Origin of the sequence: Phenylobacterium montanum (genome assembly GCF_018135625.1) — a bacterium.
Taxonomy (GTDB): domain Bacteria; phylum Pseudomonadota; class Alphaproteobacteria; order Caulobacterales; family Caulobacteraceae; genus Poindextera; species Poindextera montana.
The window spans coordinates 3,967,946-3,992,085 of the sequence record NZ_CP073078.1 but is presented as its reverse complement, the minus strand read 5'-3'; the positions used below and the strand labels follow the sequence as shown (position 1 = coordinate 3,992,085).

The 24,140-nt window shown below is 68.6% G+C and carries 23 protein-coding genes; 10 read left to right on the top strand and 13 right to left on the bottom strand.

The features are described 5' to 3' along the window. Positions 1-72: 72 nt before the first annotated feature. Both KCG34_RS18085 and KCG34_RS18080 read left to right on the top strand, forming a co-directional pair. Positions 73-1,161 (top strand): MrcB family domain-containing protein, encoded by a 1,089-nt coding sequence (locus KCG34_RS18085; protein WP_211937018.1) that lies wholly within the window; start codon positions 73-75, stop codon positions 1,159-1,161. A gap of 39 nt (positions 1,162-1,200) precedes the next feature. Next, positions 1,201-1,470: a hypothetical protein gene (locus KCG34_RS18080; RefSeq protein WP_211937017.1), complete on the top strand. Its 270-nt coding sequence runs from the start codon at positions 1,201-1,203 to the stop codon at positions 1,468-1,470. Positions 1,471-1,526: 56 nt separating this feature from the next. Here KCG34_RS18080 and KCG34_RS18075 read toward each other — a convergent pair whose 3' ends face one another. Further along, positions 1,527-1,937 carry a hypothetical protein gene (locus KCG34_RS18075; protein WP_211937016.1) on the bottom strand — a complete coding sequence of 137 codons (411 nt, stop codon included), beginning with the start codon at positions 1,935-1,937 and terminating at the stop codon, positions 1,527-1,529. 36 nt (positions 1,938-1,973) lie between these two features. Continuing rightward, positions 1,974-2,258: a hypothetical protein gene (locus KCG34_RS18070; protein WP_211937015.1), complete on the bottom strand. Its 285-nt coding sequence runs from the start codon at positions 2,256-2,258 to the stop codon at positions 1,974-1,976. A 97-nt stretch (positions 2,259-2,355) separates the two neighbouring features. Here KCG34_RS18070 and KCG34_RS18065 point away from each other — a divergent pair, with 97 nt between their 5' ends. The 3 genes from KCG34_RS18065 to KCG34_RS18055 all read left to right on the top strand — a co-directional run bounded on the left by KCG34_RS18065 (position 2,356) and on the right by KCG34_RS18055 (position 3,309). Further along, on the top strand, positions 2,356-2,760 hold the full coding sequence (locus KCG34_RS18065; protein WP_211937014.1) for a polysaccharide deacetylase family protein: 405 nt from the start codon (positions 2,356-2,358) through the stop codon (positions 2,758-2,760). Between the two features lie 97 nt (positions 2,761-2,857). After that, positions 2,858-3,055 carry a YodC family protein gene (locus tag KCG34_RS18060; RefSeq protein WP_211937013.1) on the top strand — a complete coding sequence of 66 codons (198 nt, stop codon included), beginning with the start codon at positions 2,858-2,860 and terminating at the stop codon, positions 3,053-3,055. A 23-nt stretch (positions 3,056-3,078) separates the two neighbouring features. Further along, a complete protein-coding gene (locus KCG34_RS18055) occupies positions 3,079-3,309 on the top strand; it encodes a DUF6953 family protein (RefSeq protein ID WP_211937012.1) in 231 nt (76 codons plus the stop codon). A gap of 118 nt (positions 3,310-3,427) precedes the next feature. On the opposite strand, the gene KCG34_RS18050 is transcribed toward KCG34_RS18055, so the two are convergent. The 9 genes from KCG34_RS18050 to KCG34_RS18010 all read right to left on the bottom strand — a co-directional run bounded on the left by KCG34_RS18050 (position 3,428) and on the right by KCG34_RS18010 (position 12,117). Further along, entirely contained in the window at positions 3,428-5,800 is a 2,373-nt protein-coding gene (locus KCG34_RS18050) for a hypothetical protein (protein ID WP_211937011.1), read from the bottom strand. Continuing rightward, positions 5,736-6,179 carry a hypothetical protein gene (locus KCG34_RS18045; protein ID WP_211937010.1) on the bottom strand — a complete coding sequence of 148 codons (444 nt, stop codon included), beginning with the start codon at positions 6,177-6,179 and terminating at the stop codon, positions 5,736-5,738. The genes KCG34_RS18050 and KCG34_RS18045 overlap by 65 nt, the downstream gene beginning before the upstream one ends. 114 nt (positions 6,180-6,293) lie before the next feature. Continuing rightward, a complete protein-coding gene (locus tag KCG34_RS18040) occupies positions 6,294-6,920 on the bottom strand; it encodes an HGGxSTG domain-containing protein (protein ID WP_211937009.1) in 627 nt (208 codons plus the stop codon). Beyond that, positions 6,917-7,972: a hypothetical protein gene (locus KCG34_RS18035; RefSeq protein WP_211937008.1), complete on the bottom strand. Its 1,056-nt coding sequence runs from the start codon at positions 7,970-7,972 to the stop codon at positions 6,917-6,919. Before KCG34_RS18035 ends, KCG34_RS18040 begins: the two co-directional genes overlap by 4 nt. Next, entirely contained in the window at positions 7,972-9,423 is a 1,452-nt protein-coding gene (locus KCG34_RS18030) for a replicative DNA helicase (protein ID WP_211937007.1), read from the bottom strand. Before KCG34_RS18030 ends, KCG34_RS18035 begins: the two co-directional genes overlap by 1 nt. Then, positions 9,420-9,752, bottom strand: a complete 333-nt coding sequence (locus KCG34_RS18025) for a helix-turn-helix domain-containing protein (RefSeq protein ID WP_211937006.1) — start codon at positions 9,750-9,752, stop codon at positions 9,420-9,422. The genes KCG34_RS18030 and KCG34_RS18025 overlap by 4 nt, the downstream gene beginning before the upstream one ends. Before the next feature lie 269 nt (positions 9,753-10,021). After that, positions 10,022-10,210, bottom strand: coding sequence for a helix-turn-helix domain-containing protein (locus KCG34_RS18020; RefSeq protein WP_211937005.1), 189 nt, complete (start codon positions 10,208-10,210; stop codon positions 10,022-10,024). Positions 10,211-10,294: 84 nt separating this feature from the next. Then, entirely contained in the window at positions 10,295-10,948 is a 654-nt protein-coding gene (locus KCG34_RS18015) for a hypothetical protein (RefSeq protein ID WP_211937004.1), read from the bottom strand. Next, positions 10,945-12,117: a tyrosine-type recombinase/integrase gene (locus KCG34_RS18010; RefSeq protein ID WP_249138356.1), complete on the bottom strand. Its 1,173-nt coding sequence runs from the start codon at positions 12,115-12,117 to the stop codon at positions 10,945-10,947. The genes KCG34_RS18015 and KCG34_RS18010 overlap by 4 nt, the downstream gene beginning before the upstream one ends. A gap of 812 nt (positions 12,118-12,929) precedes the next feature. Between KCG34_RS18010 and KCG34_RS18005 the strand changes: the two genes are divergently transcribed. Together KCG34_RS18005 and KCG34_RS18000 are read left to right on the top strand one after the other, a co-directional pair. Further along, entirely contained in the window at positions 12,930-18,665 is a 5,736-nt protein-coding gene (locus KCG34_RS18005) for a beta strand repeat-containing protein (RefSeq protein ID WP_211937002.1), read from the top strand. A gap of 146 nt (positions 18,666-18,811) precedes the next feature. Further along, entirely contained in the window at positions 18,812-19,291 is a 480-nt protein-coding gene (locus tag KCG34_RS18000; RefSeq protein WP_211937001.1) for a hypothetical protein, read from the top strand. Positions 19,292-19,304: 13 nt separating this feature from the next. Here the strand turns inward: KCG34_RS18000 and KCG34_RS17995 are convergent, their stop codons facing one another. Then, complete coding sequence (locus KCG34_RS17995) at positions 19,305-20,147, bottom strand: SPOR domain-containing protein (protein ID WP_211937000.1); 843 nt, start codon at positions 20,145-20,147, stop codon at positions 19,305-19,307. Positions 20,148-20,268: 121 nt separating this feature from the next. Here KCG34_RS17995 and KCG34_RS17990 point away from each other — a divergent pair, with 121 nt between their 5' ends. Then, positions 20,269-20,640, top strand: a complete 372-nt coding sequence (locus tag KCG34_RS17990; RefSeq protein ID WP_211936999.1) for a hypothetical protein — start codon at positions 20,269-20,271, stop codon at positions 20,638-20,640. 24 nt (positions 20,641-20,664) lie between these two features. Here KCG34_RS17990 and KCG34_RS17985 read toward each other — a convergent pair whose 3' ends face one another. Further along, positions 20,665-21,525: a sterol desaturase family protein gene (locus tag KCG34_RS17985; RefSeq protein ID WP_211936998.1), complete on the bottom strand. Its 861-nt coding sequence runs from the start codon at positions 21,523-21,525 to the stop codon at positions 20,665-20,667. 787 nt (positions 21,526-22,312) lie between these two features. Between KCG34_RS17985 and KCG34_RS26195 the strand changes: the two genes are divergently transcribed. After that, positions 22,313-22,399, top strand: a complete 87-nt coding sequence (locus KCG34_RS26195; RefSeq protein ID WP_211940878.1) for a potassium-transporting ATPase subunit F — start codon at positions 22,313-22,315, stop codon at positions 22,397-22,399. Between the two features lie 12 nt (positions 22,400-22,411). Further along, complete coding sequence (gene kdpA, locus KCG34_RS17975; RefSeq protein ID WP_211936997.1) at positions 22,412-24,121, top strand: potassium-transporting ATPase subunit KdpA; 1,710 nt, start codon at positions 22,412-22,414, stop codon at positions 24,119-24,121. Positions 24,122-24,140 lie beyond the last annotated feature (19 nt).

Here is a 24,140-nt window from a genome sequence, read left to right as displayed (position 1 = left end):
GCCGAATCCTGCTCAATAACGACGGTTGCGGCGATTGCGGTTCACTTGACGGTCTCAGCGATGGGGAACTCATTGATCGACGAGCTGCGGCAGGTTTGCGCGCTTCAACCGCAATATTCGCCGGAAAACACACCTCCCATGCAGGAGCGCAGCCGGCTGATACGACAGGCTCTGCCAGCGGCATTCCGAGGCCTGGAGAACGATCTGCGCGCCGCCTTGGGCGGGTTCGCGGATACCTTCACTGTTGGAGCTTCCGATGGGATCGGTCGGAAAACCGAGGCTCCGTGGGTCCGTATCTGCGCGGCGAGCATGTCGCCTACGCCGAGGGATGGCTTCTACGTGGTGGTGCATTTCGCCGCTGACGGATCGGCCGTGTTCGTCACTATCGGATGCGGATCGACTATCTGGGCGAACGGTGAACTCAGGGCGGTATCCGATGAGGAGCTCACCAAGCGCCGTGCCTGGGCGCGAAGCGTCCTTGAGGAGCGCTTTGGGTCAATCGCCCCGTTCACTGACGAAATCCGTCTCGGCGCGCGTGCGGCCCTGCCTAAGACCTTTGAGAAGGCCACGGCGGTCGCAAAGCGGATTGAGGTCTCAGACCTAGACGACGACGCATTCCGCTATCTCCTCATTCGAGCGACCCGGATGCTTAGAGCGCTGTATCATGCACAACGGCAGGGCAGCCACCTGAACGCCGCAACGCTGGCAGAGGCTCAGCTTGAGGCGATTTCGCGGCCTTCACGGGCCGCCATCGCAGGCCAAGGGTTCCGGCTCTCCGCGGCTGAACGGAAAGCAGTTGAGCTTCGCGCGATGGAGGCTGCGCGAGGGTGGCTCGAAAGCGCAGGCTACCGGGCGCGCGATGTTTCTGGCTCAGCATCCTTCGATTTCGAGGCCCTGAAATCCGGCGATTTGGTGAAGGTGGAGGTCAAGGGCACGACTGGCGAGGGATCGGACGCGATTTTCATGACGAAAAACGAGGTGGACCTCCACACGTCGGAGCGGGGAAGAACTGGCATTATCATCGTCTCGAACATCAAGCTCGATCGACGAAGTGGCGAGCCCGTGGGGCTTGGTGGCGATCTCTTCTGCGACATGGCCTGGGACATTGAAGCCTGGGACAAGGTCCCAATGGCGTTCAAGCTGGTGCGGAAGCTGGCATGACGGTCATAGAGGGTGGCGAGCCAACGGGGAGCCGGACCAATGGCAAAGGTCAAATTCAAGCAGTGTGACCTGGAGCGGATCCTCAGGGCCAGCCGGGAGACGGGTGTCAGCGTGCAGGTTCGGATCGAGAGGCTGACGGGCGACCTGGTTGTCACGCCGATCAGGTCCCTGGGCTCGGCCGAGACGCAGCCAATGGAGCCCGGCGAGGTTTGGTCATGGGATGACTACGACGCGCACAAGCGGGGCCGGAAGCCGGCGAGCGCCTGGGACGGCTTCAAGGCAGATTTCTGGGACCCTGACGTCGACTGAATGAAAAAGGGCGACGCCGTAGCGCCGCCCTTTGCCTTTCAATATGACCAGTCTGATCAGGCGTTGGCCTCCAGCCAGGCGAGTGCCTCGCTGTAGGCCTCGGCGTCGAGATCGTCGTCCCGCCGGCCGGTTTCGAAGGTTGTCCCAGCCGCCTTCAACTTGGCGATGGCGTCAGCCTTCGAGCGGATCGGCCCGGTCAGGACCGCCAGCTCCAGAACCTCAAAGCGGGCCAGGCCTTCGGGTTCAACATTCCCACGGCCCGGAACGCTCCCGAGGCGATCCCACTCCGCCACGCATTCCGCCCATAGGTCGGCAAGGCCGCTGTGCGAGGTCGCCGGGATCGCGGCGGCGGTAACGGCGGCCCCTACAGCGGGGGAAGCGCAGATGATCAGCCCGCGGCGAGTCTGCTGTGCCAGCTCTACAACGGGCACGTCCGCAAAAAGGGTGAGGCCGAGGGAGGTGGTCATGGTTCGTGCGCTCCTTTGGTCGCGTGGTTGCAAGGGTCAGCCGCCGAGGCGGGCGGTCATGTGGGCGGCGTGGAAATCGGCGCGCCGGCCAAAGCGCTGCGCCGAAACGGCACGCTCGATCGGCGAGCGGATCAACGAGGGCGAAAGCCGGACCATGCGCAGCGCGGCAGCGGCGGCCTTGGCCGCCTGATGCTTCACCTCGCGCCAGGCCCAACGCAGGCAGTCCGACCAGTTCCGCCCGTCGCCAAGCTGGCGGCCCTCGCGGCGCAGCAGATGCGCGGTCAGCATGACCTTGCGGCGGGTTTCGGTAGCGGCGTTCATCTCGTCCGACCTTGCAACGGAATCGATAACGGACGTTATCTATTCCAATGATCGATATCAAGCGTTATCGTAACGCCCGCTATCGATCGAGGCTCCCATGACCGCAAAGCTTACCGCCGCCGCCTGCCGTGCAGCTCGCGGCCTCCTGGGGTGGACTGTCCGCGATCTGATGAGAGCGGCCTCGGTTTCCCCAAACACGGTCACAACCCTTGAAGACGGCGGCTCCGTCCGGCCCGAGACGGAAGCAAAGATCGTCGCGGCGTTCGCGCGTCATGGCGTCGAGATCACGAACGGCACGGGCACGGGCGCGCATCTGCACTCCACAGTGTGGCGGGTGGACTTCGCTAAGGGGCGCGGACGGTTCACAGCGCAACCGGCTTCCGGCCAGCCGCCGCGCATGTTCCCGGATTTCGCGACCCAACACGAAGTCAGGCAGTGGCTGGAGCAGAACGGATATCGCGCGCTGTCCGAACCCGAGGACCTATGGGTGGCGAGCGCTTGAGGCAGGATTTACGCGATGGGGGAAGTAAGGCGCTTTTCCCGTTTGCCGACTCCTGCGAAGGTGTTCACCCAAAGTGCGACTCGGGAACTGTGAGGCAATGGCGAACAAATTCAAAAAGGGTGATGTGGTAGTTCTGAAGTCGGGCGGGCCGCCGATGACGGTCGACGCGGTTCCGGGAGAGGTCGCCTATCACGATGACGAGTACCGCTGCCAGTGGTTCAAAGGAGCAACAGCGGCCAACGGCTTTTATGGCGAACACCTCCTTCAAGCCTACGTGGCACCCGCGAAGAAATGACGGAGCAGGAGGCCGCCGAGTGGATGCTCGACCAATTCGAAGCAAAGCGCTTCCTGTATCAGGAGGAGGCGGCCACTCATCTCCTGCACTTGCACAATGAGGCGCTGGCCTATTTCGACAATGCGGGCAATGTGTGTGTCGGTAGGGGTGTGCTTGCTGCGTTCAACAAGCTAACGCCCGAAGCGGTTTACGAACGTGGCGCGAAGTTCTGGCGCGACCGCCTGCCTACCGATCAGCCAGGTCGGCAGCAGTAGCGCGCCTAGTCGCATTCGCCAGCGCGCCATCTCATCGGGCGCGCGCAATCCCGGCATGACGTAGTCCTCAAGCCGCCACCAGCGGCTCATAACCTACCTGGAGCAGGCGCCGCTGCGCTCATTGGCCCTGGCCTCCGCCGCTCGCGGTGGTCGCACTTGACGAGCTGGCCAACAGTGGGGCGACGACGGCAGACCCCGACCCTCGCCGCGACTGCGCCTGTTGCAGGATGGCCGCCGTGTCGGGATCGGTGATCATCTGCGCCAGCAGATCGAGATTGCGCCGGAACAGCGCCCCGCCGGTCGCATTGGACAGGTTCTTGGTCCACTCCAGCGGATCGCCGACGCTGCCCAGGAAGCGCACCACGCCAGGCGCAGCCTTGAGTGTGTTCAGATCGTCGGCGTTGAAGGCGGTCATGGAGCCCGGACGCTCGCGCCAGCCCGTGGCCGCCAAAGCGTCGGCCAGGTCGCTCCAGCGGCTCGTCAGGCCGCCCGTGGGGTCGATGCCGTCCAAGCCGGCCTGCAGCGTCGCCGCCTTCTCACCAGCCGCGCCCGCTTTCCGGACGAAGGCCGCGCCGCTGTAGGGGTTCGGCCGCCCCATGCCGTCGACCGCCACCTGGTCAAAGAGCTGGCCGAGGTGCGCGCCGGTCAGGTTCGCGCCCACGTTGGGATCCTGGCCATTGAGCAGCGACATGGACCAGCCGGTCGCGTGGGCCTGGCCGGGGAACGGATCGGTCGGATAGAGCGCGCCCGTGTGCGTCGCCAGGTCATTCGAGCTGGCGATGGTCCCGACCGACCCAGCCTTCATCGGATCCAGGATCGTGCGCCGGCCCGTCTCCACAAGGTCACGGGCCGCGCCGTAGTCGGGCGAGCTGGCGCGCGCCAGGGCGTCGGCAAGGTCCGCGGAATTGTCGTATTGCGTCGCCAGCGTAGCGTTCGAGAACGGCTTGACCGGGCTCGGCCTGGCGTTCTCGGCAGCAATGCGGAGCTGCTGCACGACGCGGTTGACGTTGCTCAAGTCGTTGTAGGGCGCAGGACCAGGCGCAGACAGTCGATCGAACTCCGCCCCGTGCGGATCATGGGCCGGGTCCTGCAGCGAGCCTTCCCACTGGATCGCGGCCCGCTCGTCGTCGTCAGGCTCGAGTGTGGCCAGCTTCGGCTTAAAGGCCGAGATAGGTCCGTCCATGGGTTGCGGATTGACCCGCAGGAGGCGCGACAACACCGAATCGTCCCGGAGCTGGCCCAGCGCGGCCATATAGCCAGCATCTTGCTCCAGCTTGGCGTAGTCACCCGCCGGGAGGGCCTGGCCCGGCAAGCGGTCATAGAACGGCTGCGCCGCCGCGTTGATGGCGGCGTTCGCGTCGCCGATCGCGCCCGTGGCCGCGCGTTGCGCATTGCCCGCCAACACACCCGGATGGGCCGGCAGGTTCGGCGCGACCTGATCAACGAACCCCTGCACGGCCTGGCGAACCTGGCCGGGCCGCTGCGCGAAGTATTGGGCCATGCTCGGCGCGGTGCGGTTGGTGCTCTCCACGAGCCGTTGCACCCGGCCGAGCGTGGTCGCGCCGCCCGTCACCTGTTGCACGGCCTCGGGTATGGTGAGCTGGAGCCCCTGGTCGGCCGCCCGCGCTCGAAGCGCCGTGGCCAGGTCAATTTGTTCCTGCGTCAGGCCTTGGGCAGCGTTGCCGAGCACCCGCTCCGGAGCTTGGTTCAGATACTCGCCTGCGCCCACTAGGCCACCACCCGCGAGGCCGCCGCCGATACGTGCCCAGGCCTCGGCCGTGGGATTGTTCGGCGCATAGACGCGCGCCAGCTCGCCCGACCCTTCCGAGGTCGCGGTCGGCACACCCACGCGCAGCAGGCGCGGCAGGACGGTATCCTCGCCACCAAAGGCGGCGGGGGCCAGTTGAATGGCGGTGTCGGCCGTGCGCGCCTGCCAGTGCTGCGGCGTGTGGTACTGGCCGAAGGACTGCTGAAGCGCGTCGTTGAAGCGCTGGCTGGTCGCCCAGCCTCCCATGTGAGGCCCGTCGTAGATATTCGCCGCGAAGTCCTGCGGCTGGTAGTCTCCGGGCTCCCCGGAAAGCTTATGCGCGAGCCAAAGCGGCGCGTTGAAACCGAGGTTGTAGAGATCGCCCGGCAGGCCAGCCAGACTCGCGAAGGACCGGCCCAGCGATCCAGGCACGGTGCGCGCGATATCCTCGCCGACGCCCATCTTCGGCTCGGGAACCAGGTCCTCGAAATTGAGCCCATGACCGCCCTGCGCCTGGCCGCCATGCGTCGCGGCCTGGATCGCCTGCGCGCGGTTCTGCGCGACCTGCGCGTCGAGCTGCGGGTCGTGCATCCCGCCGCTTATCCAGGCGGCGAACTGATCGGGCGTCGGGTCATGCTGGCCGGCGAACGGGTTTAGCGGAGCCGGGCCGGCAGGATGGCTAGGCCTGGCCCTCGCCGGATGCGCCGGAATGAGGTCGTCGAAACTCAAAACTTGACCGCTCATCGGCCGGCCCTCCAGTCGAAACAAGCCGATTGGCGGTGGTCGGCGATGGGAGCGCGGGAAACACCTCGCGCAGTTGTTGTGCGGGCGATGGGGAGGCCGCCCCGTGCGATGCGGCGACCTGTTCGGCCAGGGCCTTGAGATAGGCGTCCATGGCCGCTTTGCTGCGGGCGTGCGCTTCTGCTTGTGCAGCTTTGCGGGCGGGTTCCCCCGCAGCCCATTCCTGTTGCCGGGCTATCCGGCGGTGGGCGTTTTCCTCCCTCGACGCGGCCAGCCTCGCCGTCCATTCCCTTTGGAACCGGGCGCGTCGACGGGCGTCGCCGCCCAGCAGCCAGGTCACAAGGAAGTAGCCGAGCGCGCTCGCGAGAAGGATCGATGGCATTCTGCGAAGCTACACTCGTGCCGTGCATGGGTCCAGGATCGGGCGCGAGACCGGCGGAGCTAAGCAGGGGCGAGAATTTCGCGCGAGCCTGGCGAATATTGGGGCCCTTGAGCTTCACTGGTGATTTCCCTTCACCGCAGCCTTTGGCGACGCGATCGCCGCGACCGTCGATAGGTCAACTTTTCTCGCCCCTTCATGGGGTTCCGATCGGGCCTCGATCGCGTCGAGCTGCGCGCGGAGCTTGGCTTCAAGCATCTCAATGCGCTTGGCGCGGGAGGGCCTCTTGGGTTTCGGGTCGGCCTCGCACCGCGCCTTCCATCGAAGTTGCAAATTGGCGATAGCGCGCTCCCGGCCAGCGTCCGTACGCTGCCCGGTGCTCGCTCCGCCATGGAACTTGCAACGGCCATTTTCATAGATCGTGGTTAATCGGCAGCGCGTTCCGGCGCGGGTCCGAGCACCACAAGGCAGGCAGCTCAATTCGGCCGGTGGGAACTGTTCCAGCTCCGGCGGCCGTTTCGGATATGGGATCGAGGGTGAGCGTGCGCGGACCATGAACGAACGGCGAAGATCGGCGTTGGCCCGCTCAACCTCCTCGCAGGTTCGCCTGTAGGCCTCCCACACGATCGAGCGGCGTCGGTGCCATTGGAACCACCTCCGCTTGGCGGCCGCCAGTTCCTCCGGCGGCCAAGCGAGCGCACGGTCGATCAGCTCGCGCGCGTAGAGGACCGGCTCGCGGTTCACGCAGCGCCCCCTTCATGGATGAGCTGAACGCCGAGCGCCTTCAGTTGGGGGCCGACGTGGTCGCGGAGTTTGCGGAAGCGCGTCTCGCTCTCCGAGACGATGGTCGGGCTCGGCACGTCGCGCCAGGCGCAGCGATCCAGGTTGCTGACCGTCCACTCCTCGCCTTGGGCCTCGACCACAGCGGCCCTGATGTTCGCCGGCCCGCTCCACCGGCCGGGCAGCTTCACCACCCGCGGCGGGAAAGCCGACTCCGCCATCCAATCGGCGAAGCGCTGGTCGCGGATCCACAGGTGCATTCCCGGCGCACCACAATCCGCATTCGGCTCTCGGCCCTCGCGAGCGTAGCGTCCGGCGGCGGCCGGCAGGCCATCGCGCTGATCGGGCGACAGTCGCCTCCAGGCGGCCAGGGCCTTCGGCTTGGACGAGCGCCCCTTCACATGCGGGTAGGCTCTCCAAGCGCCCTCGAACAGCTCGGGATACTGCGGAGCCGCGTCGCGCTTGGGCGACAAGGATGCGTCAGCATCCTGTTGTCCTGTCTGTCCTGTATGTGTGGCGATGTCCCGGGCTATTTCCGGGGTGTCCCGCGGGACAATGGCGATGTCCTGCGGGACGGCCTTCGCTTGAGGCGGGACAGCTTTGACTTTCGAGCGGACGGAAGCCCTCTGCGCGGCCTTTCGCTCACGTTCGGCGCGACGCTTCTCGCTCAGCCTGTTCCACGCATCGAGCGCGACCTCGCAGACGGTCGGGTGATACCAGCGGCCATCCGAGCAGAGCACCCAGGCGCTCATGATCTCATCCTTGACCGCGAGGAACCCCGCTACGTCGAAGCCGAAGCCAGCCGCCTCGGCCAGCTCGTCATCATCGTTCGGAAGGCTCCCCGCAGGGACAGAGAGGTAAGCTTCACCCCACAGGAACACGCTGCGCGCCCGCGCCACGTCGGAGGCCCTACGCCACCATTTCGACTGGCGCAGCCGGCGAAAGTGCAGGGGAAACCAGTCGTTGCCGCTCATGTCGCAGCCGGGCGGGGTGAGAGGATCGGGAAGGCCCGTCATCATTCGCCCCCGCTGAAATCGAACGCGCGCGTCGAATGCAGGGCGGCCCGCGCCAGGTTGGAGAATTTCGTCAGTTCGTCGCTGTAGTGCAGCTTCACAGTGCGGATCGGGCCATGGCGCTGCTTGGCGATGATCAGCTCGGCCAGGTGCGCGACCTCATCCAGGCGCGCCTCCCAATCCAGGTGCTCGGATGTGCCTTCCCGCGGCTCACGGCGAGCCAGGTAGTAGGCTTCGCGGTACAGGAACATGACCACGTCGGCGTCCTGCTCGATCGAGCCGCTGTCGCGCAGGTCCGAGAGCTGGGGACGCTTGTCCTCACGGGCTTCGACCTGGCGCGAGAGCTGCGACAGGGCGAGGATCGGCACGTCCAGGTCCTTCGCCAGCGCCTTCAGGCCCATGGTGATCTCGGAGACCTCCTGGACGCGGTTCTCACGGCGACCACCGCCGGCCGACATGAGTTGCAGGTAGTCGACGACGATCAGCCCGAGCCCATGGCGTCGCTTGAGCCGGCGGGCTCGCGTCACGAGCTGGGTCAGCGAGAGGCCGCCCGAGGCGTCGATGTGGAGCGGGAGCGAGCGCATTTCCGCCCCAGCGTCGCGCAGCCGGCCGCGCTCGCACAAGTCGATGTCGCCGCGCCGCACGCGGTCGCTGGAGATCGCCGAGATTTCGGCGAGAAGGCGGGTCACCAACTGTTCCCCCGACATCTCGCAGGAGAACACGCCGGTCGGCACACCGCCCGCCGCCGCGTGGCGGGCGATGTTCATGGCCAGGGCCGTCTTTCCCATGGACGGCCGGGCCGCCAGGATGATCAGGTCGGAGCGGTGCAGGCCGCCCAGAACCTGGTCCAGGTCGATCAGGCCGGTAGCGATCCCGGCGAGGCCACCGTCGCGGCCGAAGGCTTCGTCCGCCAGCTCCAGCGCTCGATCAACGAACACGCCGACGCCCTGGAACCCGCCGCGACTAGACGCACCTTTGGTCAGTTCGAACAACGCCTGCTCGGCGGCTTCGACGTGCTCACGCCCGCTGCGCTCCTGATCGGTCCTGGCGGCTTCCGCCATTTCCTCGCCGATGCGGATCAGCTCGCGCCGCTGAGCATTGTCGGCGACGATGCCGGCGTTCTGCCGCGCCGTGAGGGCCGGGGGCGCGTGGTCCACCAGATCGACCAGGTAGCCCTGGCCGCCCAGCTCGGCGAGGCCAGAGTCGGCCTTCAGGCGCTCCGAAACGCTGATCGGATCGGCGCGAAGCCCGCTCGCGATCAGGTACTGGGCGCTGGCGAAGATCCGGCCGTGCGTCGGTTCATAGAAGGCGGCGGCGTCGAGGTCGGGCAGTTCGTCGAGCTGCGCATTGTCGAACAGCAGGACACCGAGCAACGCCTGTTCGGCGTCGAGGTTGTGAGGAGCCGCCGCGGGCAGCTCCTCGTCCACCAGGCGCAGAGCGGGGGCGATGGTCATTTCGCCTCCACCCTGCTGAAGGCCTCGCGCTCGGCCGCCGTCGTGGCCCGCCAGACGATGACCCGGCCGCCAAGCGCTCCAGCGCCACGCTCGCCGCTGTCGGCGACCAGGCCCAGCGCCCGCAGCTCAGAGCAGCGAGCCCGCACGATCATGAAGTGCAGCCCCAGGCGCTCGGCGACCTGCTCCGCAGTGGCAGGTCCACGCTCCAGTTCAAGCAGGGTCCGTTCACGGATGGTCTTAGCCTTCGGTGCGAACGAGGCCGCAGCGGCCGGCCCAGTGTCGGACGGCCCTTTGAGTCCGGGGTGCTCCGGATAGCGCGCGTCAGCCAAGGGAAACCTCCCCGCCGATCGCTCGGCTGGCGTAGGCCGCCGCGAGGCGCAACAGGGCCGCGCCGGCATGGCCCCCGATGTGTCCGGCGACCGCCGCATTGCGCAGAGCCGCCAGCTGGAGCTGGGCCGGGTCCTGCCAGCCGGGAAGCCGGGCTTGAGGGACGGGTTGAATGGCGGTAGCTTTCCCGCGTTCGCCGCCAAGCTGAACGCATTTGGAGAGCCCGCCGACGTTCGCACCGTCGGCGGGCTCTTTCGTATGGGCCATGGCTCTACGCGGCCCCCTTCATGAGGGCGTCCAGGCCGCTGCGCAGGACGAGCCGGCGGCGGCCGACCTTGATCGAAGGGAGCTGGCCGCTGGAGATCAGCTCATAGAGCTTGGTCTTTCCCAGCCCGTAGGCAGCGGAGGCCTCGCTGATGCGATAGGCCTCCTTGGTGGGAGCATCGGAGGAATTGAGCATATCATCGCGCCTTTTGGCTGGAGGGTTTCGAACTCCAGCGAACGTGCGCGGCCAGGGGGATTGCTGGCAGATGAGGAAAACCGACTAGTTGCCACCACCCCCTATGGCGTCTCGTGAGGCCCGTATCTTCCCCGGCCGGTCAGCGCTGTATCGCGCGGCAGCTTTGCGAGTGAGAGAGGTCAGGATCTCTGGGGTGAGCGGCCCAGGCGGGCAGGCCGGCTCGAAATCTTGCAGCCATTGCTGGACCGTCCGTCGATCGACGCGGAACCATCGCGACAGGGTTTTGATGGGCGCGAGGTCCTCGATAATCACGTGACGCCCGTCGAGCACCAGGCCAATGGGACTGGCCGCTCGCCTGTAGGCAACGGCCATCCCGATATCTGCAGCCTCAAGCTCTCCGATCGGCGGTCGCCCCGTGGCCGTCACGTCGGTCAAAGCAGCCGACAGCCTGCCTAGCGAAAGGTCCCCTGCCAGGGTCGCAATTAAAAGGGCCATATTGGCTGGGATGGCCACATCTTCGGGCGGGTTAGCACTGCGACGCCGCGCATATTGCCGGAACAGGGCCGCTGCGGCTGCCCACCATTGGCGAAGTTCATCGGGGCCCGGATCGACAAGGACGGCAGACCCCATGCCCTTGCCCTCTGGCACTTCATATCGAGGTTCGGTTGCGCGGCGAAGTGAGGCCTGGGCCCGCTCGACCACGATCGAAAACGGCAGCTCCTCCGAATGGTCGGTCACGCTTTGGCCGCCCCCCGCGCCATCGGCCGCACATTTGATCCCGTCTCCTTGGGCTCGCAGTAGCCAGCCCAGGCGTCCATCATCTTGCGGCGGCGCTCCAGAGCGTCGGCCCGCCGATACGCACGTTCCGTCTCGTCGCCCACCGTGTGGGCCAGCGCCGCCTCGGCCAGCTCGCGCGGGAAGCTGGTCGCTTCGCCCGCCCAATCGCGGAACGAACTGCGGAACCCGTGCGTGGTGATCTCCCGCTTCATGCGGCGCAGCAGCATTTCGAACGCCATGGTCGACAGCGGCGCGTCCTGCGGCTCTTCGCCCTCCTTCGCCGGCTTTTTGACCTGGCCGGGGAACACATGGTCGCCGGTCTTGATCTTGGCGACGGCTTCCAGGATTTCGACGGCGCGAGGCGACAGCGGGACACGGTGTTCACGGCCGCCCTTGGTTCGGCCGGCCGGGACCGTCCAAACCTTCGCCTTGAGGTCGATTTCTCCCCAGTGAGCGCCCAGCACCTCGCCGGACCTGGCTGCGGTAAGGATCAGGAACTCCAGCCCCAAAGCGGCCGTGGCCTCGCGTTGGCGCAGCTCGCCGACGAATGCCGGCACGTCCGCATACGGCATGGCCGCGTGATGGCCTCGGCTGAGCTTCTGACGGCGCGGCAGAAGGTGGTCCAGGTGGCCTTTCCAGCGCGCGGGGTTCTCGCCCTGGCGATGGCCCTTCGCTTTGGCGGCATCGAGCACGGCCTCGATCACGCCTCGCGCCTTTTGGGCGCTTTCCGGCTTCGTAGTCCAAATCTTGTTCAGCACCCCGAGCACGTCATCCGTGGTCACGGCGTCGATGCTGATCGGACGCAGATCGGCGGCGTAGGTTTTCAGCGCGCGCTCCCAGCGAGCCACGGACTTCGCGCTGCGCAGCTCAGATGACCTGGCCTTGATGAAGGCGTCCGCCGCCTCACCGAAGGTCGGGACCTCCTGAGCGGCTTTGCGGGCTGCGATCGGGTCAATGCCGTCCGCGACCTGGCCACGGGCTTCGGCGGCCTTCTCCCGAGCCCTAGCGAGGCTGACAGCGTTGAACGAGCCCAGCCCCATCTCGCGAAGCTTGCCCGGCCCCTTCACCCCCTTGTGCGGTTTCCAGCGGAAGATGAAGGCCCAGCGCTTGGAGCCGGTCGGCTCGATCACGAGATAGAGGCCGCCCCCGTCACTGTGTCGGCCCGGCGTGTTCAGCGTCTTGATCTTGGCCGGCGCAAGCCGGTTGAGCGTCCGGGTTGTGTGCGCCCCCAACAGCAACCTCCCGCATTTGTTGCCCTAACGATTACCCCAACATTACACCCGGATGAGCGCGGCGAATAGCGGTCGAAAGCGATCGAGGTCGGAATTTTCTCTTTATATACCCGTCGCTTCTGTCGGCCGATAGCGGCGGACGGCGGAAGATAGTACGTCTCCTGTCGAGTGCGCCATCGTTCAAGAAAAATTCAAACGCCCCGAGCTTGGCTGTTCTGCACGCCAGGGTGGCGGCGATTTTGCGAAATCGGCCATCGGATCGTCAGCTTCTGCTAGCATGGCGGCCGCGGCCTGAAGGCGTGGTCGGCGGCGATCGCGCGCGGCGCGCGAAATCACAAGGCCGTGATGCCTGACCCGGGCGGGGCCGGCCTTGCGCTGAATAACATTGATATATCAGGGTTTGTTAACCTTCTGACCCCGCCAAAGGCCAAGGTTGTTTTTGCGCTCAATCGGGGCTGGGCGCGTTGTCGCTGGCAAAGCGGCGGTCTAGATTGAAGTAGTAGATCGTCTTAGGCCAATGTTCGCCTCTACCAGTAAAGTGTGGCGTAGGTCACATAATAGTCACTCAACCGGCTGTTATGGGTGCGTTAAGCGCGTGTAATTGGATTCTCGTCCCAGGCGAATCCGCTTGTGAGTATTCGTTGCATCGCGCCGACCTGACGATTGTCAATGCCTGAGTGCTTTTCGCCAGCCAGGAACGGGAGGCTGCTATGTCGGACGTGTCCATCACCGGGACCAACGGGACCAACGGGACCAACGGCTCTACGCCAGGACAGTCCGGAACGGCAGGCGGGCCAGCCAGCGGCGCGACCGCGACCAATACGGCTTCGGCCGACACCACAAACAGCGCCGAAGCCACGGGCGGCACCGGCGGCTACGGCGGCAGCGGCGCCAACGGCCCGCAGAGCGGCGGCGTCTATACGGGTGCGGGCGGCAATGCGGGAGCCGGCGCCTCTGGCGGCGCGGCGACCGCGACGGCCTCGACCACGACCAGTTCGGGCTCAGCGACCAGCGCCACGACCACCGCCTACGGCGGCAGCGGCGGGGGCGCAGGCGCGCCTGGCACGGGTTCGCCCAACGGGGCCGGGGCCAACGGCGGGGTCGGCGCCACCGGCACGGCCGGCGCGACCGTCACCAACGCCAGCGGCGCAGGGACCGCGACAGCGAACGCCCACGGCGGGAATGGCGGCTATGGCCAGGGATCGGGCGGATCGGGTGCGGCGGGCGGCGTGGCCACCGCGACAGCCAGCGTCAATTCCAGCGCCAGCGGTTCCTCCTCCGCCACGGCGAACCAGTATTCCGGCAACGGCGGCTATGGCTACGGCGGCGCCAATGGCGGCGCGGGCGGCAACAGCTCCATGACCAATGCGGTCACTGGCAAGACCAACGCCGGCAACCTCTATCTGTACCAGACCAGCGACGCGGGCAACGGCGGCAGCTCCGCTGGAGGGGCCGCGGCCGTGGGCGGCAACGCGACCGACAACCTGACCTTCAACGACACCGCCAACGCCACGCAGAGCGCTCTGGTCTACGGTTCGCTGTCCGCGTCCGGCGGTAGCGGCGGCAATGGCGACGGCGGCGGAAACCCCGCCGTTGGTGGGACCGGCGCCTCCTCGCTCAACCTGACCGGAACCGGCCAGGTCAACGCCTATGTTTCGGTGGGCGGCGGCAATGGCGGTTCGGCCACCACCAGCGGCTCCGGTTCGGCCGGCGGCGCGGCGACGGGTTCGGACACGGCGACGGGCCTGAACGTCACGGTGCAGAACAATGTCGGCGGCGGCAACGGCGGTTACGCTGAAGGATCCGGCAAGACCGGCGGCGCCGGCGGCGTCGCGGCAGCAACGGCGAAGGGCACTTCGAGCGGCTCGGGCACTTCAAGCGTCGCGGCCTACCAGGTGGGCGGCTCGGGCGGCTACGGCTATAGCGGCGCCAATGGCGGCGCCGGCGCCAACAGCAGCATGACCAACGCAGTCTCCGGCTCGACCAATGGCGGCAACCTCTATTTCACCCAGCAGGCCCAGGGCGGCAACGCGGGCGGCAGCCAGTCCAACACCGCTGGCGTGGCCGGGACGGCGACGTCCAACCTGACGTTCGACGACACGGCCAACACCAATAAGAGCGGCCTCGTCAACGCCAACACCAACGCCTATGGCGGCGCGGGCGGCGCGGGCGCGAACGGCGGGGGCGGCGGGGGCGCGACCGCCAACGACACCGTCAAGGGTGTCGGCACGGTGCAGATCGGGGCGACCGCCGGCGGGGGCTACGGCGGCGCGGCCAATGCCGGCGGCGTCGGCGGCGTCGGCGGCAACGCGACGGCGAACTCGACGATCCTCGGCGGTGTCGGTGAAAGTTCGGGCGCCAGCGCTCAGGGCGGCTCTGGCGGCTCCAGCGGCAGCAACGCAAGCGGCGGCGCAGGCGGCAATGGCACCTCGAGCGCTAAGGCGACGGGCACCGGCAATGTCAGCGCCACGGCGACGGGCTCCGGCGGCGCCGGCGGCTACGGCGACGGCGTCGGCAAGGTCGGCGGCGCCGGCGGGATTTCCAGCGCGTCGGCTACAGCGACAACGAGCAGCGCCGGCAGCGCCAGCGCCACCGCGACTCGCAACGGCGGCTCAGGGGGCACGGGCTACGATTCCGCCAATGGCGGGGCCGGGGCCGGGAGCAACCTGAGCAGCACGGTCGGCGGATCCACCAACGGCGGTAGCCTCTACCTGACCCAGAACGCCAATGGCGGCGCCGGCGGCGGGACCTACGGCGGGACGACAGGCACGGCCGGCAGCGCCAATTCGACCCTGACCTTCGACGACACCGCCAACGCCAACCAGAGCAACCTGCTCTGGGCCAGCGTCTCGGGGACCGGCGGCGGCGGCGGCGGCGGCAACAGCGGCTCCAACGGCGGCGCCGGCGCCAACGGCTTCTCCAACCTCACCTTGACCGGAGCCCACACGATCCAGGGCTATTCCTACGCTACCGGCGGCGGCGGCGGCTCGTCCACCGCGGCCAACGGCGGCGCAGGGGCCAACGGCTACTCCACCGGCGTCGCCACGGGCGTGACCGTGTCGATGACCAGCTACGGCTATGGGGGGGCCGGGGGCTATGCCGAGGGCGCCGGCAAGACCGGCGGGACCGGCGGGGCCGCCCAGGCCTCGTCCAAGATCACCGCCAGCGGTTCGGGCAGTTCCGGAGCCGCGGCCTATGAATACGGCGGCGCGGGCGGCGCCGGCTACACCGGCGCGACGGGCGGCGCCGGCGCATCGGTCTCGCTGTCCAACGGCGTCACCGGCGTGACCAATAACGGCAACCTCTACCTGACCCAGAACACCTACGGCGGCAACGGCGGCAGCAGCGACAGCGGCGTGGGCGGCGCAGGCGGCACGGCCTATTCGGGCGTGACCTTCGACGACACCGCAAGCGCCACCAAGAGCGCGCTTGTCCAGGTCAGCACCCAGGCCGGCGCCGGCGCCGGCGGCGGCGGCGCGACCGGCAAGCTGGGCGCGACCGCCACGGCGACCAACACCATCACCGGCGCCAATGCGGTCAATAGCTATTCGACGGCCACTGGCGGTAGTGGCGGCAGCGGCACATCCGGCGCCGGCGCGGGCGCGGGCGGCGGCGAGGGCCGCAGCTTCGTGCTGGGCGGGACCAATGTGAGCAGCCAGGCCACCGGCAACGGCGGCACGGGCGGCAGCGGGGCCTCCAGCGGCGGCAATGGCGGCTATGGCGGCTATGGCTACAGCCACGCCACAGGCAAGGGCACGGGCAGCGTCACCGTCCAGGCCTGGGGCTATGGCGGCAACGGCGGAGCCGGCTATGGCAGCGGCCATGTGGCCGGCTACGGCGGCGGCGGCGGCGCCAATGCGGCGGCCTATTCCACCGGCGGCAACGCCTCGGCCAGCGTCCTCCGCCAGGCCGGGTCGGGCGGCGTCGGCTATAACGGCGCCAACGGCGGCGCGGCGGGCGGCAGCTATCTGACCAACGCCGTGACCGGCTACAGCAATGGCGGCACGCTCGGCCTGTCGCAGAATGCGATCGCTGGTTCGGGCGGCGCGACCTATGGCGGCACGGCGGGCGCCGGCGGCCAAGCGGTGTCGAACCTGACCTTCGACGACACCACCAACTTCTACCGCGCCAGCCAGGTGACGACCTACAGCTACGCCACGGGCGGCACGGGCGGGGCCGGCCAGAGCGCCGCCAGCGGCGGCGCAGGCGGCACGGCGATCGCCAACGACACCATAACCGGCTCCAACCTCTATCTCGACGACGAGGCGGCCGGCGGCAACGGCGGTTCAGCCAATGGCTCCGGCTTCACCGGTGGCGCCGGGGGCTTGGCCACGTCCTCCGCCACCGCCAAGGCCAGCGGCTCTGGCTCGACCACGCTCTATTCCTATGAGACGGGCGGGACCGGCGGGACCGGCTACAACAACGCCAAGGGCGGCGCCGGCGCCAATATCGCGATGAGCAATACGGTCACCGGCTACACCAACGGCGGCACGCTCAGCATGACGCAGCGGGCCGCGGGCGGCGCGGGCGGCTACAGCTACGGCTCGACGGGCGGGGCGGCCGGGTCGGCGACCTCGAACCTGGCCTTCGACGACACGGCCAACACGACCAAGAGCGCGACGGTCAACGTCTCGAACCAGGCCTATGGCGGAACCGGCGCCTATGGCGCGACGACGACGGCCGGCGGGAACGCCTCGGCGACCAGCACGATCAAGGGCGCTCAGACGGTCAATTCCAGCGTCACCGCCAACGGCGGCGGCGGCGGCGCTGGCCCATCGGGCGCGGCCGGCTCGGCGGGCGGCGCCGGCACCGGCAAGAGCACCATCACCGGCGGCACCACGGTCACCTCGACGGTCAGCGCGTCCGGCGGCGCCGGCGGCGCCGGCGGGTCCGGCGCCAGTGGCGGTGCGGGCGGCACGGGTACGGCCACGGCCGTGGCCACCGGCGTCACCGCCACCGCCAATGCCTATGGCTACGGCGGCAATGGCGGTTCCGGCGACGGGTCGGGCAAGACCGCCGGCGCCGGCGGCCAGTCTGCGGTCAGCGCCAGCGCGAATTCGTCCGGCTCGGGCGGCGGCTCGGCGGCGGTCTATCGATACGGCGGCGCGGGCGGGACCGGCACCAACAGCGCCAACGGCGGCGCCGGCGCCTACAGCTTCGTGACCAACGCCGTCACCGGCTCGACCAACGGCGGCACGCTCAGCCTCACCCAGTACTCTCACGCGGGCGATGGCGGGGCGAGCTACGGAGGGACGGCCGGCGCGGGCGGCGCAGGCACTTCGAACCTGACCTTCAACGACAGCAGCAACACCAACAAGAGCGCCAACGTCGACACCTATGTCACCGCCTATGGCGGCAACGGCGGCGCCGGCCACAGCGGCTCCAACGGCGGCGCTGGCGGCGCAGGCTCGGCCACGGTCGCTGTCACCGGCACGGCGGCGGTCTATGTCGCCACCGGTGTCACCGGCGGTAACGGCGGCTCGGCGGACTCGCCCGGCACAGTCGGGGCCGGCGGCTCGGCCACGGCAAACACAACCGCCACCGCCGGCACCAGCGTCACAGCCAGCTCCAGCGCCACCGGCGGCTTCGGCTCGACCGGCGGGGCGGCGGTGGCCAACACGACCGCCACCGGTACCAGCGGCAATGTCTACGCCAACGCCGCGACCTCGGACACCGCCGGCCACCTGCTGACCGCCGGCACGGCCGCAGCCAGCGCTGTTGTCGGCGGCGCCTCGACAGCCCAGGCCTCGGTCGCCTTTGGCGGCGGGGCGCCCAGCTTCACGGCCGGGGCGCAATCGGTGGCCGTCGAGACCCTGGCGCCCAGCGGTTCGGCCACCTCGGCCGTGCTGGCGGCGAACTCGAACATCAGCAGCGCCTTCGGCGCCTCGCCGGTGTTCTTTGGCCTGGCCGAACTGGGCGGCGCCCACTCTAGCACCGGCACGACCGGGCAGGGGATCACCAGCCAGATCGCCTTCACCGCCGACCTGACCCAGCTGGCCAGCCGTCACGACCTGATCGTCGGCTTCTACAACGGGACCTCCACGGGCTCGGGCTTCTCCAGCGCGACCCTGGATCTCTATGCCGACGGCACGGACATCATCCACCAGACCTTCACCACGGTCGGCTCGCTGGTGACCTATTTCACCAACCACGCGGTGGACCTGGGGTCGCTTTCCAGCGGCGGGCTCAGCGGCAACACCCTGACCTTCCAGGCGGTGCTCACCATCACCGAGAACACCGCCGGATCGAGCTTTGACGGAGCCCTGATCATCGGCGATCCGCCGCCGACCGCCGCCGCCAGTCAGTCGACGACGACGAGCTCGAAAACCTCGCTGTTCAGCCAGTATGCGGCAGCGGGCCTGGGCAGCCATGCCGGGGAGACCGGGCCGATCGCCTTCCGTGGGGCCGAGCCGACGTCCCATATGGTGCTGGCCCCTGCGGCCTGACGCCGGAAGCTGCGGCGGCGCAGGCGCCGCCGCAGTCCTTCTTGTCGGCAACCTTCAGGGGATTTGCGCCTCCCCCTCCGCGTGAATCGTGTCGGGCGCGGCGGCTAGGGGTACTATCAAGGCTGATCAGCCCCTGGAGCGCGCCGATGTTCGTCCGCCTGATCCTGACCCTGGCCATCGCCCTCGGTTTTTCCGCCAGCGCTGCCCAGGCCTGCCAGTGCCGCCCGCACCATGTCGTCCGGCCGCGGCCGGCCTGCGCCCCCTGCCGGCCGGTGGTCTATCGCCACCACCGCCATCACGTGCGCACGCGGGTGATCGAAAAGGTCGTGCACATCCAGAAGATCGAACGGTACGACGACCGCGCCTATCGCTTCGCCGAGGCCGACGAGCAGCGCTGGCGTGCGGGCGGCAGGGTCTGGGGCGCCGTGCGGCCCTCGCCGCCGCATCCGTGGGACACCGACCCCAACGGCTATCTGACCTGGCCGGGCAAGACCCAGGGCTATGCGGTGGAAGACCGCTATTCCGGTCAGCCACGCGCCTACGATCCGCGCAACGAGGGCTGCCCTGACAATTGCCCCCTGCCGCCCCCGCCGGGGATGATGGGGCCGCCGCCCGCCCAGCCCTGAGCGCCTTCGCGCTTCAGCGGACGAAGCAGGCGCCGCCTGCCGCGCGCAGGCTGGCGCACCAGCGCTGGGCGGCGTTTCGGTCCGGGAAGCCCGACACAAGCGCGCGATAGACTTGGCGACCGCCGGATAGCGCCGGCTCGACGTGGAAGCGCAGGGCGGGATCGGCGGCGAGCAGGCGCTGGGCCGCGCCCTTGTCGGCGGCATTGGCCTCGGCCTGGACCGGCGAGGCGGCGATCTGCACGCTGACGCCGCCCGCTGGCGCCGAGACAGGTGGCTTCGCCGACGGGGCTGCCGGCAAGGGCATGGCCGGGCGGAGCACGGGCGGCGCCCTTTCGGCCGCCCGGGCAGGCTCGGGGGCGGGCGCTGGCAGCGGCTCCGCGGTCTCTTCGTTCAGGGCCACAGCTGAGCCGCACAGGGCCGACACCACCTGGCCCAGATAGGCCTCGGCCTTGGGCCTGACCCAGCCGGCCGGAACAGCGATCTCGCGCCCGGCCCCGCCCCGGCCGTGGTCCGGATAGACGGTCATGCGGCGCGCCCAGGTCGCGCCGCCGTCGCGGCAGGCCAGGTCCACCTTCAGCCGCATGGAGCGCCAGCCGCGCGCCTGGGCGAAGGCTTCATCCAGCACCTCGCCCTGCAGTTCGACCCCGTCCAGCCGGCCGGCCGCCTTGCCGGGCGCGCCGCGGCCGATCAGGGCGACCGCCATCTCCGGGCTGACGGCAAGGACCGAGCGCGCGGGAAGGCCGGTCCAATCGTGCAGCCTGCGGGCGGCCGCCTCGCGTTCGGTGGCGGTCTGGGCGGAGGCGACCGGCGCCGCCGCGACCACCGCCAGGATCGGGATCAGCCGGGCCAAGCCCATGGGCGCCGCTCCTCAAGAGGCGAATCATCGTCCGCAGCAAACCGGGTCGCCGCGCATCCTTGGCCGCGCTCGCGCGTTTGTGAAGCCACCGGGGCGGCTGGACAACAGCAAGGAGCGCCCGATGAAGCCTCTGAAACTGATCTTGATCTCGATGAGCGCCCTGGCGCTGGCCGCGCCGGCGGCGATCGCCCAGACCCAGCCGGCCGATACGGCCGCATCGTCGAACCATCGCGACTGGACGCTGAAGGAGCGCGAGGACTGGCTCTACCATCGCCTCGACCAGGCCCGGGACGATGGCTCGATCGACAGCAACGAGTACCGCCATGTCGGCGACGAACTGGCGGACGTGCAGGCGCAGGAGAACAGCCTGCGCAGCCGCCACGACGGCGGGCAGCTGACCGACAGCGAGAACGCCTCCCTGGAGGGGCGGCTGGACTATATCGGCGACCGCATTCACTGGCTGCGCGCCACCAACCTCGACCGGCCCTGGTAAGACCGATCCGGAGCCAGGCTCAGTCTAAGCGGACTGGACTTCGGTGGCCGGCGTCGCTTGCGGCGCCGGCTCCAGCCTGAGCCAGACCCTCAGCGGATAGAGATACTGGCCGATCGCGCCGCGGCCCATATCCTCACGCACGCCCAGCGGCCGGTCGCACGGACCCGGCTGGTAGTAAGTGCCGAACAGGCGGTCGAACACCGAAAACACCGTGGCGAAATTGCTGCCGCTGCCCTCGATGTCGCGGGCGTGGTGCCAGCGGTGCATGGCCGGGCTGTTCATCAGCCAGCCCAGCCGGCCGAGCGTCCAGGGAACGTCGGCATGGATGAAATAGCCGTAGTAGTGGCGCACAGCGACATTGGCCCCCAACGCCCATGGCGGAAAGCCGAGCGTCGCCAGGATGATAGTGTCGACCATCGATCCCGCCCGGTCGACCGGGTGCATCCGCTCGAGGCTGAACCAGGTCAGGCGCGTGTCGCTGTGATGGATGGCGTGAGCGGGCCACAGCCAGGGCGAGTGCTGCGCGCGGTGGCGCCAATAGCCCAGGAAGTCGCCGACGAAGACGATGGTGAGGGCGGTCGGGACCGGGCCGATCGCGGACCACAGGCCCGGCTCGGCCATCTGCAGGCCGAAGCGCCGCACCGCCAGCCCCGCGGCGGCGGCCATCAGGGTCAGGGCGGGGGTGACGGTGAACTGGTCGATCGCCGAGAGGATGGCGTTGATCCGGGTCTCTTCGGCGGCAGCCTTGCCGTCGGCGAAGGCGCGCTTCATGCCCTTCGCCGCGATCGCCAGGGCCAGGAAGGCGCCGGCGCACATCAGAAGGCTGACGATCACGCCGGGGATCTGCTCCACCGAGCTTCGCAGCGCATCGTAGAAGCTGGGCAAGGGCGCTCCGTCGCAGGCTACGACCCTTCGGGCCGGACCTTCATTTCAACGGAAAGGGATGGATCGCTGATTAACGGCCGCCTGATCCATGCGCCTTGATGGGCTTGGGCTCGCGTTTGGACGTCGGCGCGGCCGCCGCTCGCGCACCACCGCCCATTCGATCGACAGCAACAGTGCGACCGCAAGGCAGCCGGTCCCGACCAGGACGGCCAGGCCGACCGGGATCGAAGCCCAGGTCACGGCCGACAAGGTCACCGGCGCACCGTCCGGACGCCGCGAATTCTGCGCGCCCGGCTCGGCGATGCGCGCGGCGGCTCGTGAAGCACGGTGTTGAGCGCGACGAGCGCCAGGGTGGCGGCGCTCACTGCGATAACGACAAGACCCATGAATTCGGCTCCGAACTCTGCAGCCGATCTTCTAGTCCACCGCGCCCTCAAGGTTCGGCGCCTGAGGTCGGGCCGATCCATAGTCATCCCATAAAGACCCCGCCGCACCGGCCGGACCTTTATGCGTCCTTTATGTCCGGGCTTGGCCATAGGCGTCGAACCTTGATGACCCCCGGGCCTAAAGGGGTGGCTCCAGGGTTCGCCATCCCAGGCCGCTGAGCTTGGGATGGCGATGCTCGCTTTCTTGATTTGGAACAAGGCGCTCGGCTCGTTGGGGGGCAACCTGACCCGACCGTGCGCTGCGGACCGGAGGCTCCGATGGACCTGATTTATCTCGGCGTTGGCGCGGGCATGTTCGCCCTGTTCGCCATCTATGCCGTCCTACTGAGGCGCGTCTGACGATGGTCGTGAACCTCATCTACATCGCCGCCGCCGTCGGGGTGGCCGTCTACATGCTCGTGGCGCTGCTGCGTCCCGAAAAGTTCTAGGCAGGGACCTCCATGAACATTCAGGGGTGGGCCGAGATCGTCGTGACGATCGGCCTCGCCGTCGGCCTGGGTTGGCCGCTCGGCGTCTATATGTCCAGGGTCTGGCAGAACCAGCCGACCTGGCTCGATCCGGTGCTGCGCCCGGTCGAGGCGCTGTTCTATGGGCCGAGCGGGGTCGACAAGACCAAGGGCCAGGGCTGGGTGGCCTACACCATGTCGCTCCTGGCCTTCAGCGCGGCCTCGTTCTTCGCGCTCTACGCCATCCTGCGCCTGCAGAACATCCTGCCGCTGAACCCGCAGGGCTTCGCCGGCATGTCGCCGGACCTGGCCTTCAACACCGCGATCAGCTTCGTCACCAACACCAACTGGCAGTCCTATTCGGGCGAGAGCGCGGCCAGCAACTTCTCGCAGATGGCGGGCCTTGCGGTGCAGAACTTCGCCTCTGCCGCGGCGGGCCTGTGCGTCGCGGCCGCCCTGGCGCGCGCCTTCGCCGCCAACAGAGGCGAGAGCGTCGGCAACTTCTGGACCGACCTCGTGCGCACGACCCTCTATGTGCTGCTGCCGATCTCGATCGTTGTGGGCCTGGTGCTGGTCGCCCTCGGCCTTCCGCAGAACCTCCTGGCCCATGTCGACGCCACCACCATGGAAGGCGCCAAGCAGTCGATCGCCATGGGACCGATCGCCAGCCAGGAAGTGATCAAGCAGCTGGGCACCAACGGCGGCGGCTTCTTCAACGCAAACGCCGCCCATCCGTTTGAAAACCCCAACCCCGCCAGCAATCTGATCCTCGAAATCCTGATGAACACCCTGGCCTTCGGCGGCATGGTCGCGTTCGGCCGCGTGGCCGGCGTGGCCAAGGAAGCCCGCGCCCTGGTGGCGGTGATGGTGGTGATGCTGGGCGCTGCGGCCTCGGGCATCTACGTCGCCGAAACCCAGCCGACCCCGGCCGTGGTCGCCGCCCACCTGTCCGGCGCGCCGAACATGGAGGGCAAGGAATTGCGCTTCGGCGAGGCGGCCTCGGCCGTGTTCACCGCCATGACCACCGGCGCCTCCTGCGGCGCCATCAACAACTGGCATGAGAGCCTGACGCCCCTTGGCGGCGGCATCGCCCTGTTCCTGATCAAGCTCGGCGAGATCCTGCCGGGCGGCGTCGGCTCCGGCGTCTACGGGATCATCGTCATGGCCGTGCTGGCGGTGTTCGTCGCCGGGCTGATGGTGGGCAGGACGCCGGAATACCTGGGCAAGAAGATCGAGGCGCGCGAGATCAAGCTGGCCATGCTGGCGGCCCTGATCCTGGGAATATCCATCCTTGGCTTCGCCGCCGTGGCTCTGGTCCTGCCGCTCGCCATCAAGGCCATGTCCACCAGCGGCCCGCACGGCCTGACCGAGGTGCTCTACGCCTATGCCTCGGCCACCGGGAACAACGGCTCGGCTTTCGGCGGCCTCGGCGCCAACACGCCCTACTGGAACACCACCCTGGCCATCGCCATGTGGCTCGGCCGCTTCGCCTTCATCGTGCCGGTCATGGCGCTGGCGGGCGGGGTGGTGTCCAAGCCCAAGCTCGCGCCGACCGCCGGCACCCTGCCGACCCACGGCCCGCTGTTCGTCGGCCTCGTGATCGGGGTGATCCTGATCCTCGGCGGCCTGCAGTATTTCCCGGCCCTCGCCCTCGGCCCGATCGTCGAGCATTTCCAGATGCTCGCCGTCACCGCCACGCACTGACGCCGCATCACGAAAGAAC

What these genes read in the sequence shown, in the direction of transcription:
- KCG34_RS18080 (WP_211937017.1), top strand. Translation starts at nt 1,201, where the DNA reads ATGGCAAAGGTCAAATTCAAGCAGTGTGACCTGGAGCGGATCCTCAGG.
- KCG34_RS18075 (WP_211937016.1), bottom strand. Translation starts at nt 1,937, where the DNA reads ATGACCACCTCCCTCGGCCTCACCCTTTTTGCGGACGTGCCCGTTGTA.
- KCG34_RS18070 (WP_211937015.1), bottom strand. Translation starts at nt 2,258, where the DNA reads ATGAACGCCGCTACCGAAACCCGCCGCAAGGTCATGCTGACCGCGCAT.
- KCG34_RS18065 (WP_211937014.1), top strand. Translation starts at nt 2,356, where the DNA reads ATGACCGCAAAGCTTACCGCCGCCGCCTGCCGTGCAGCTCGCGGCCTC.
- KCG34_RS18060 (WP_211937013.1), top strand. Translation starts at nt 2,858, where the DNA reads ATGGCGAACAAATTCAAAAAGGGTGATGTGGTAGTTCTGAAGTCGGGC.
- KCG34_RS18055 (WP_211937012.1), top strand. Translation starts at nt 3,079, where the DNA reads ATGCTCGACCAATTCGAAGCAAAGCGCTTCCTGTATCAGGAGGAGGCG.
- KCG34_RS18050 (WP_211937011.1), bottom strand. Translation starts at nt 5,800, where the DNA reads ATGAGCGGTCAAGTTTTGAGTTTCGACGACCTCATTCCGGCGCATCCG.
- KCG34_RS18045 (WP_211937010.1), bottom strand. Translation starts at nt 6,179, where the DNA reads ATGCCATCGATCCTTCTCGCGAGCGCGCTCGGCTACTTCCTTGTGACC.
- KCG34_RS18035 (WP_211937008.1), bottom strand. Translation starts at nt 7,972, where the DNA reads ATGACGGGCCTTCCCGATCCTCTCACCCCGCCCGGCTGCGACATGAGC.
- KCG34_RS18030 (WP_211937007.1), bottom strand. Translation starts at nt 9,423, where the DNA reads ATGACCATCGCCCCCGCTCTGCGCCTGGTGGACGAGGAGCTGCCCGCG.
- KCG34_RS18020 (WP_211937005.1), bottom strand. Translation starts at nt 10,210, where the DNA reads ATGCTCAATTCCTCCGATGCTCCCACCAAGGAGGCCTATCGCATCAGC.
- KCG34_RS18005 (WP_211937002.1), top strand. Translation starts at nt 12,930, where the DNA reads ATGTCGGACGTGTCCATCACCGGGACCAACGGGACCAACGGGACCAAC.
- KCG34_RS18000 (WP_211937001.1), top strand. Translation starts at nt 18,812, where the DNA reads ATGTTCGTCCGCCTGATCCTGACCCTGGCCATCGCCCTCGGTTTTTCC.
- KCG34_RS17995 (WP_211937000.1), bottom strand. Translation starts at nt 20,147, where the DNA reads ATGGGCTTGGCCCGGCTGATCCCGATCCTGGCGGTGGTCGCGGCGGCG.
- KCG34_RS17990 (WP_211936999.1), top strand. Translation starts at nt 20,269, where the DNA reads ATGAAGCCTCTGAAACTGATCTTGATCTCGATGAGCGCCCTGGCGCTG.
- KCG34_RS26195 (WP_211940878.1), top strand. Translation starts at nt 22,313, where the DNA reads ATGGTCGTGAACCTCATCTACATCGCCGCCGCCGTCGGGGTGGCCGTC.
- kdpA (WP_211936997.1), top strand. Translation starts at nt 22,412, where the DNA reads ATGAACATTCAGGGGTGGGCCGAGATCGTCGTGACGATCGGCCTCGCC.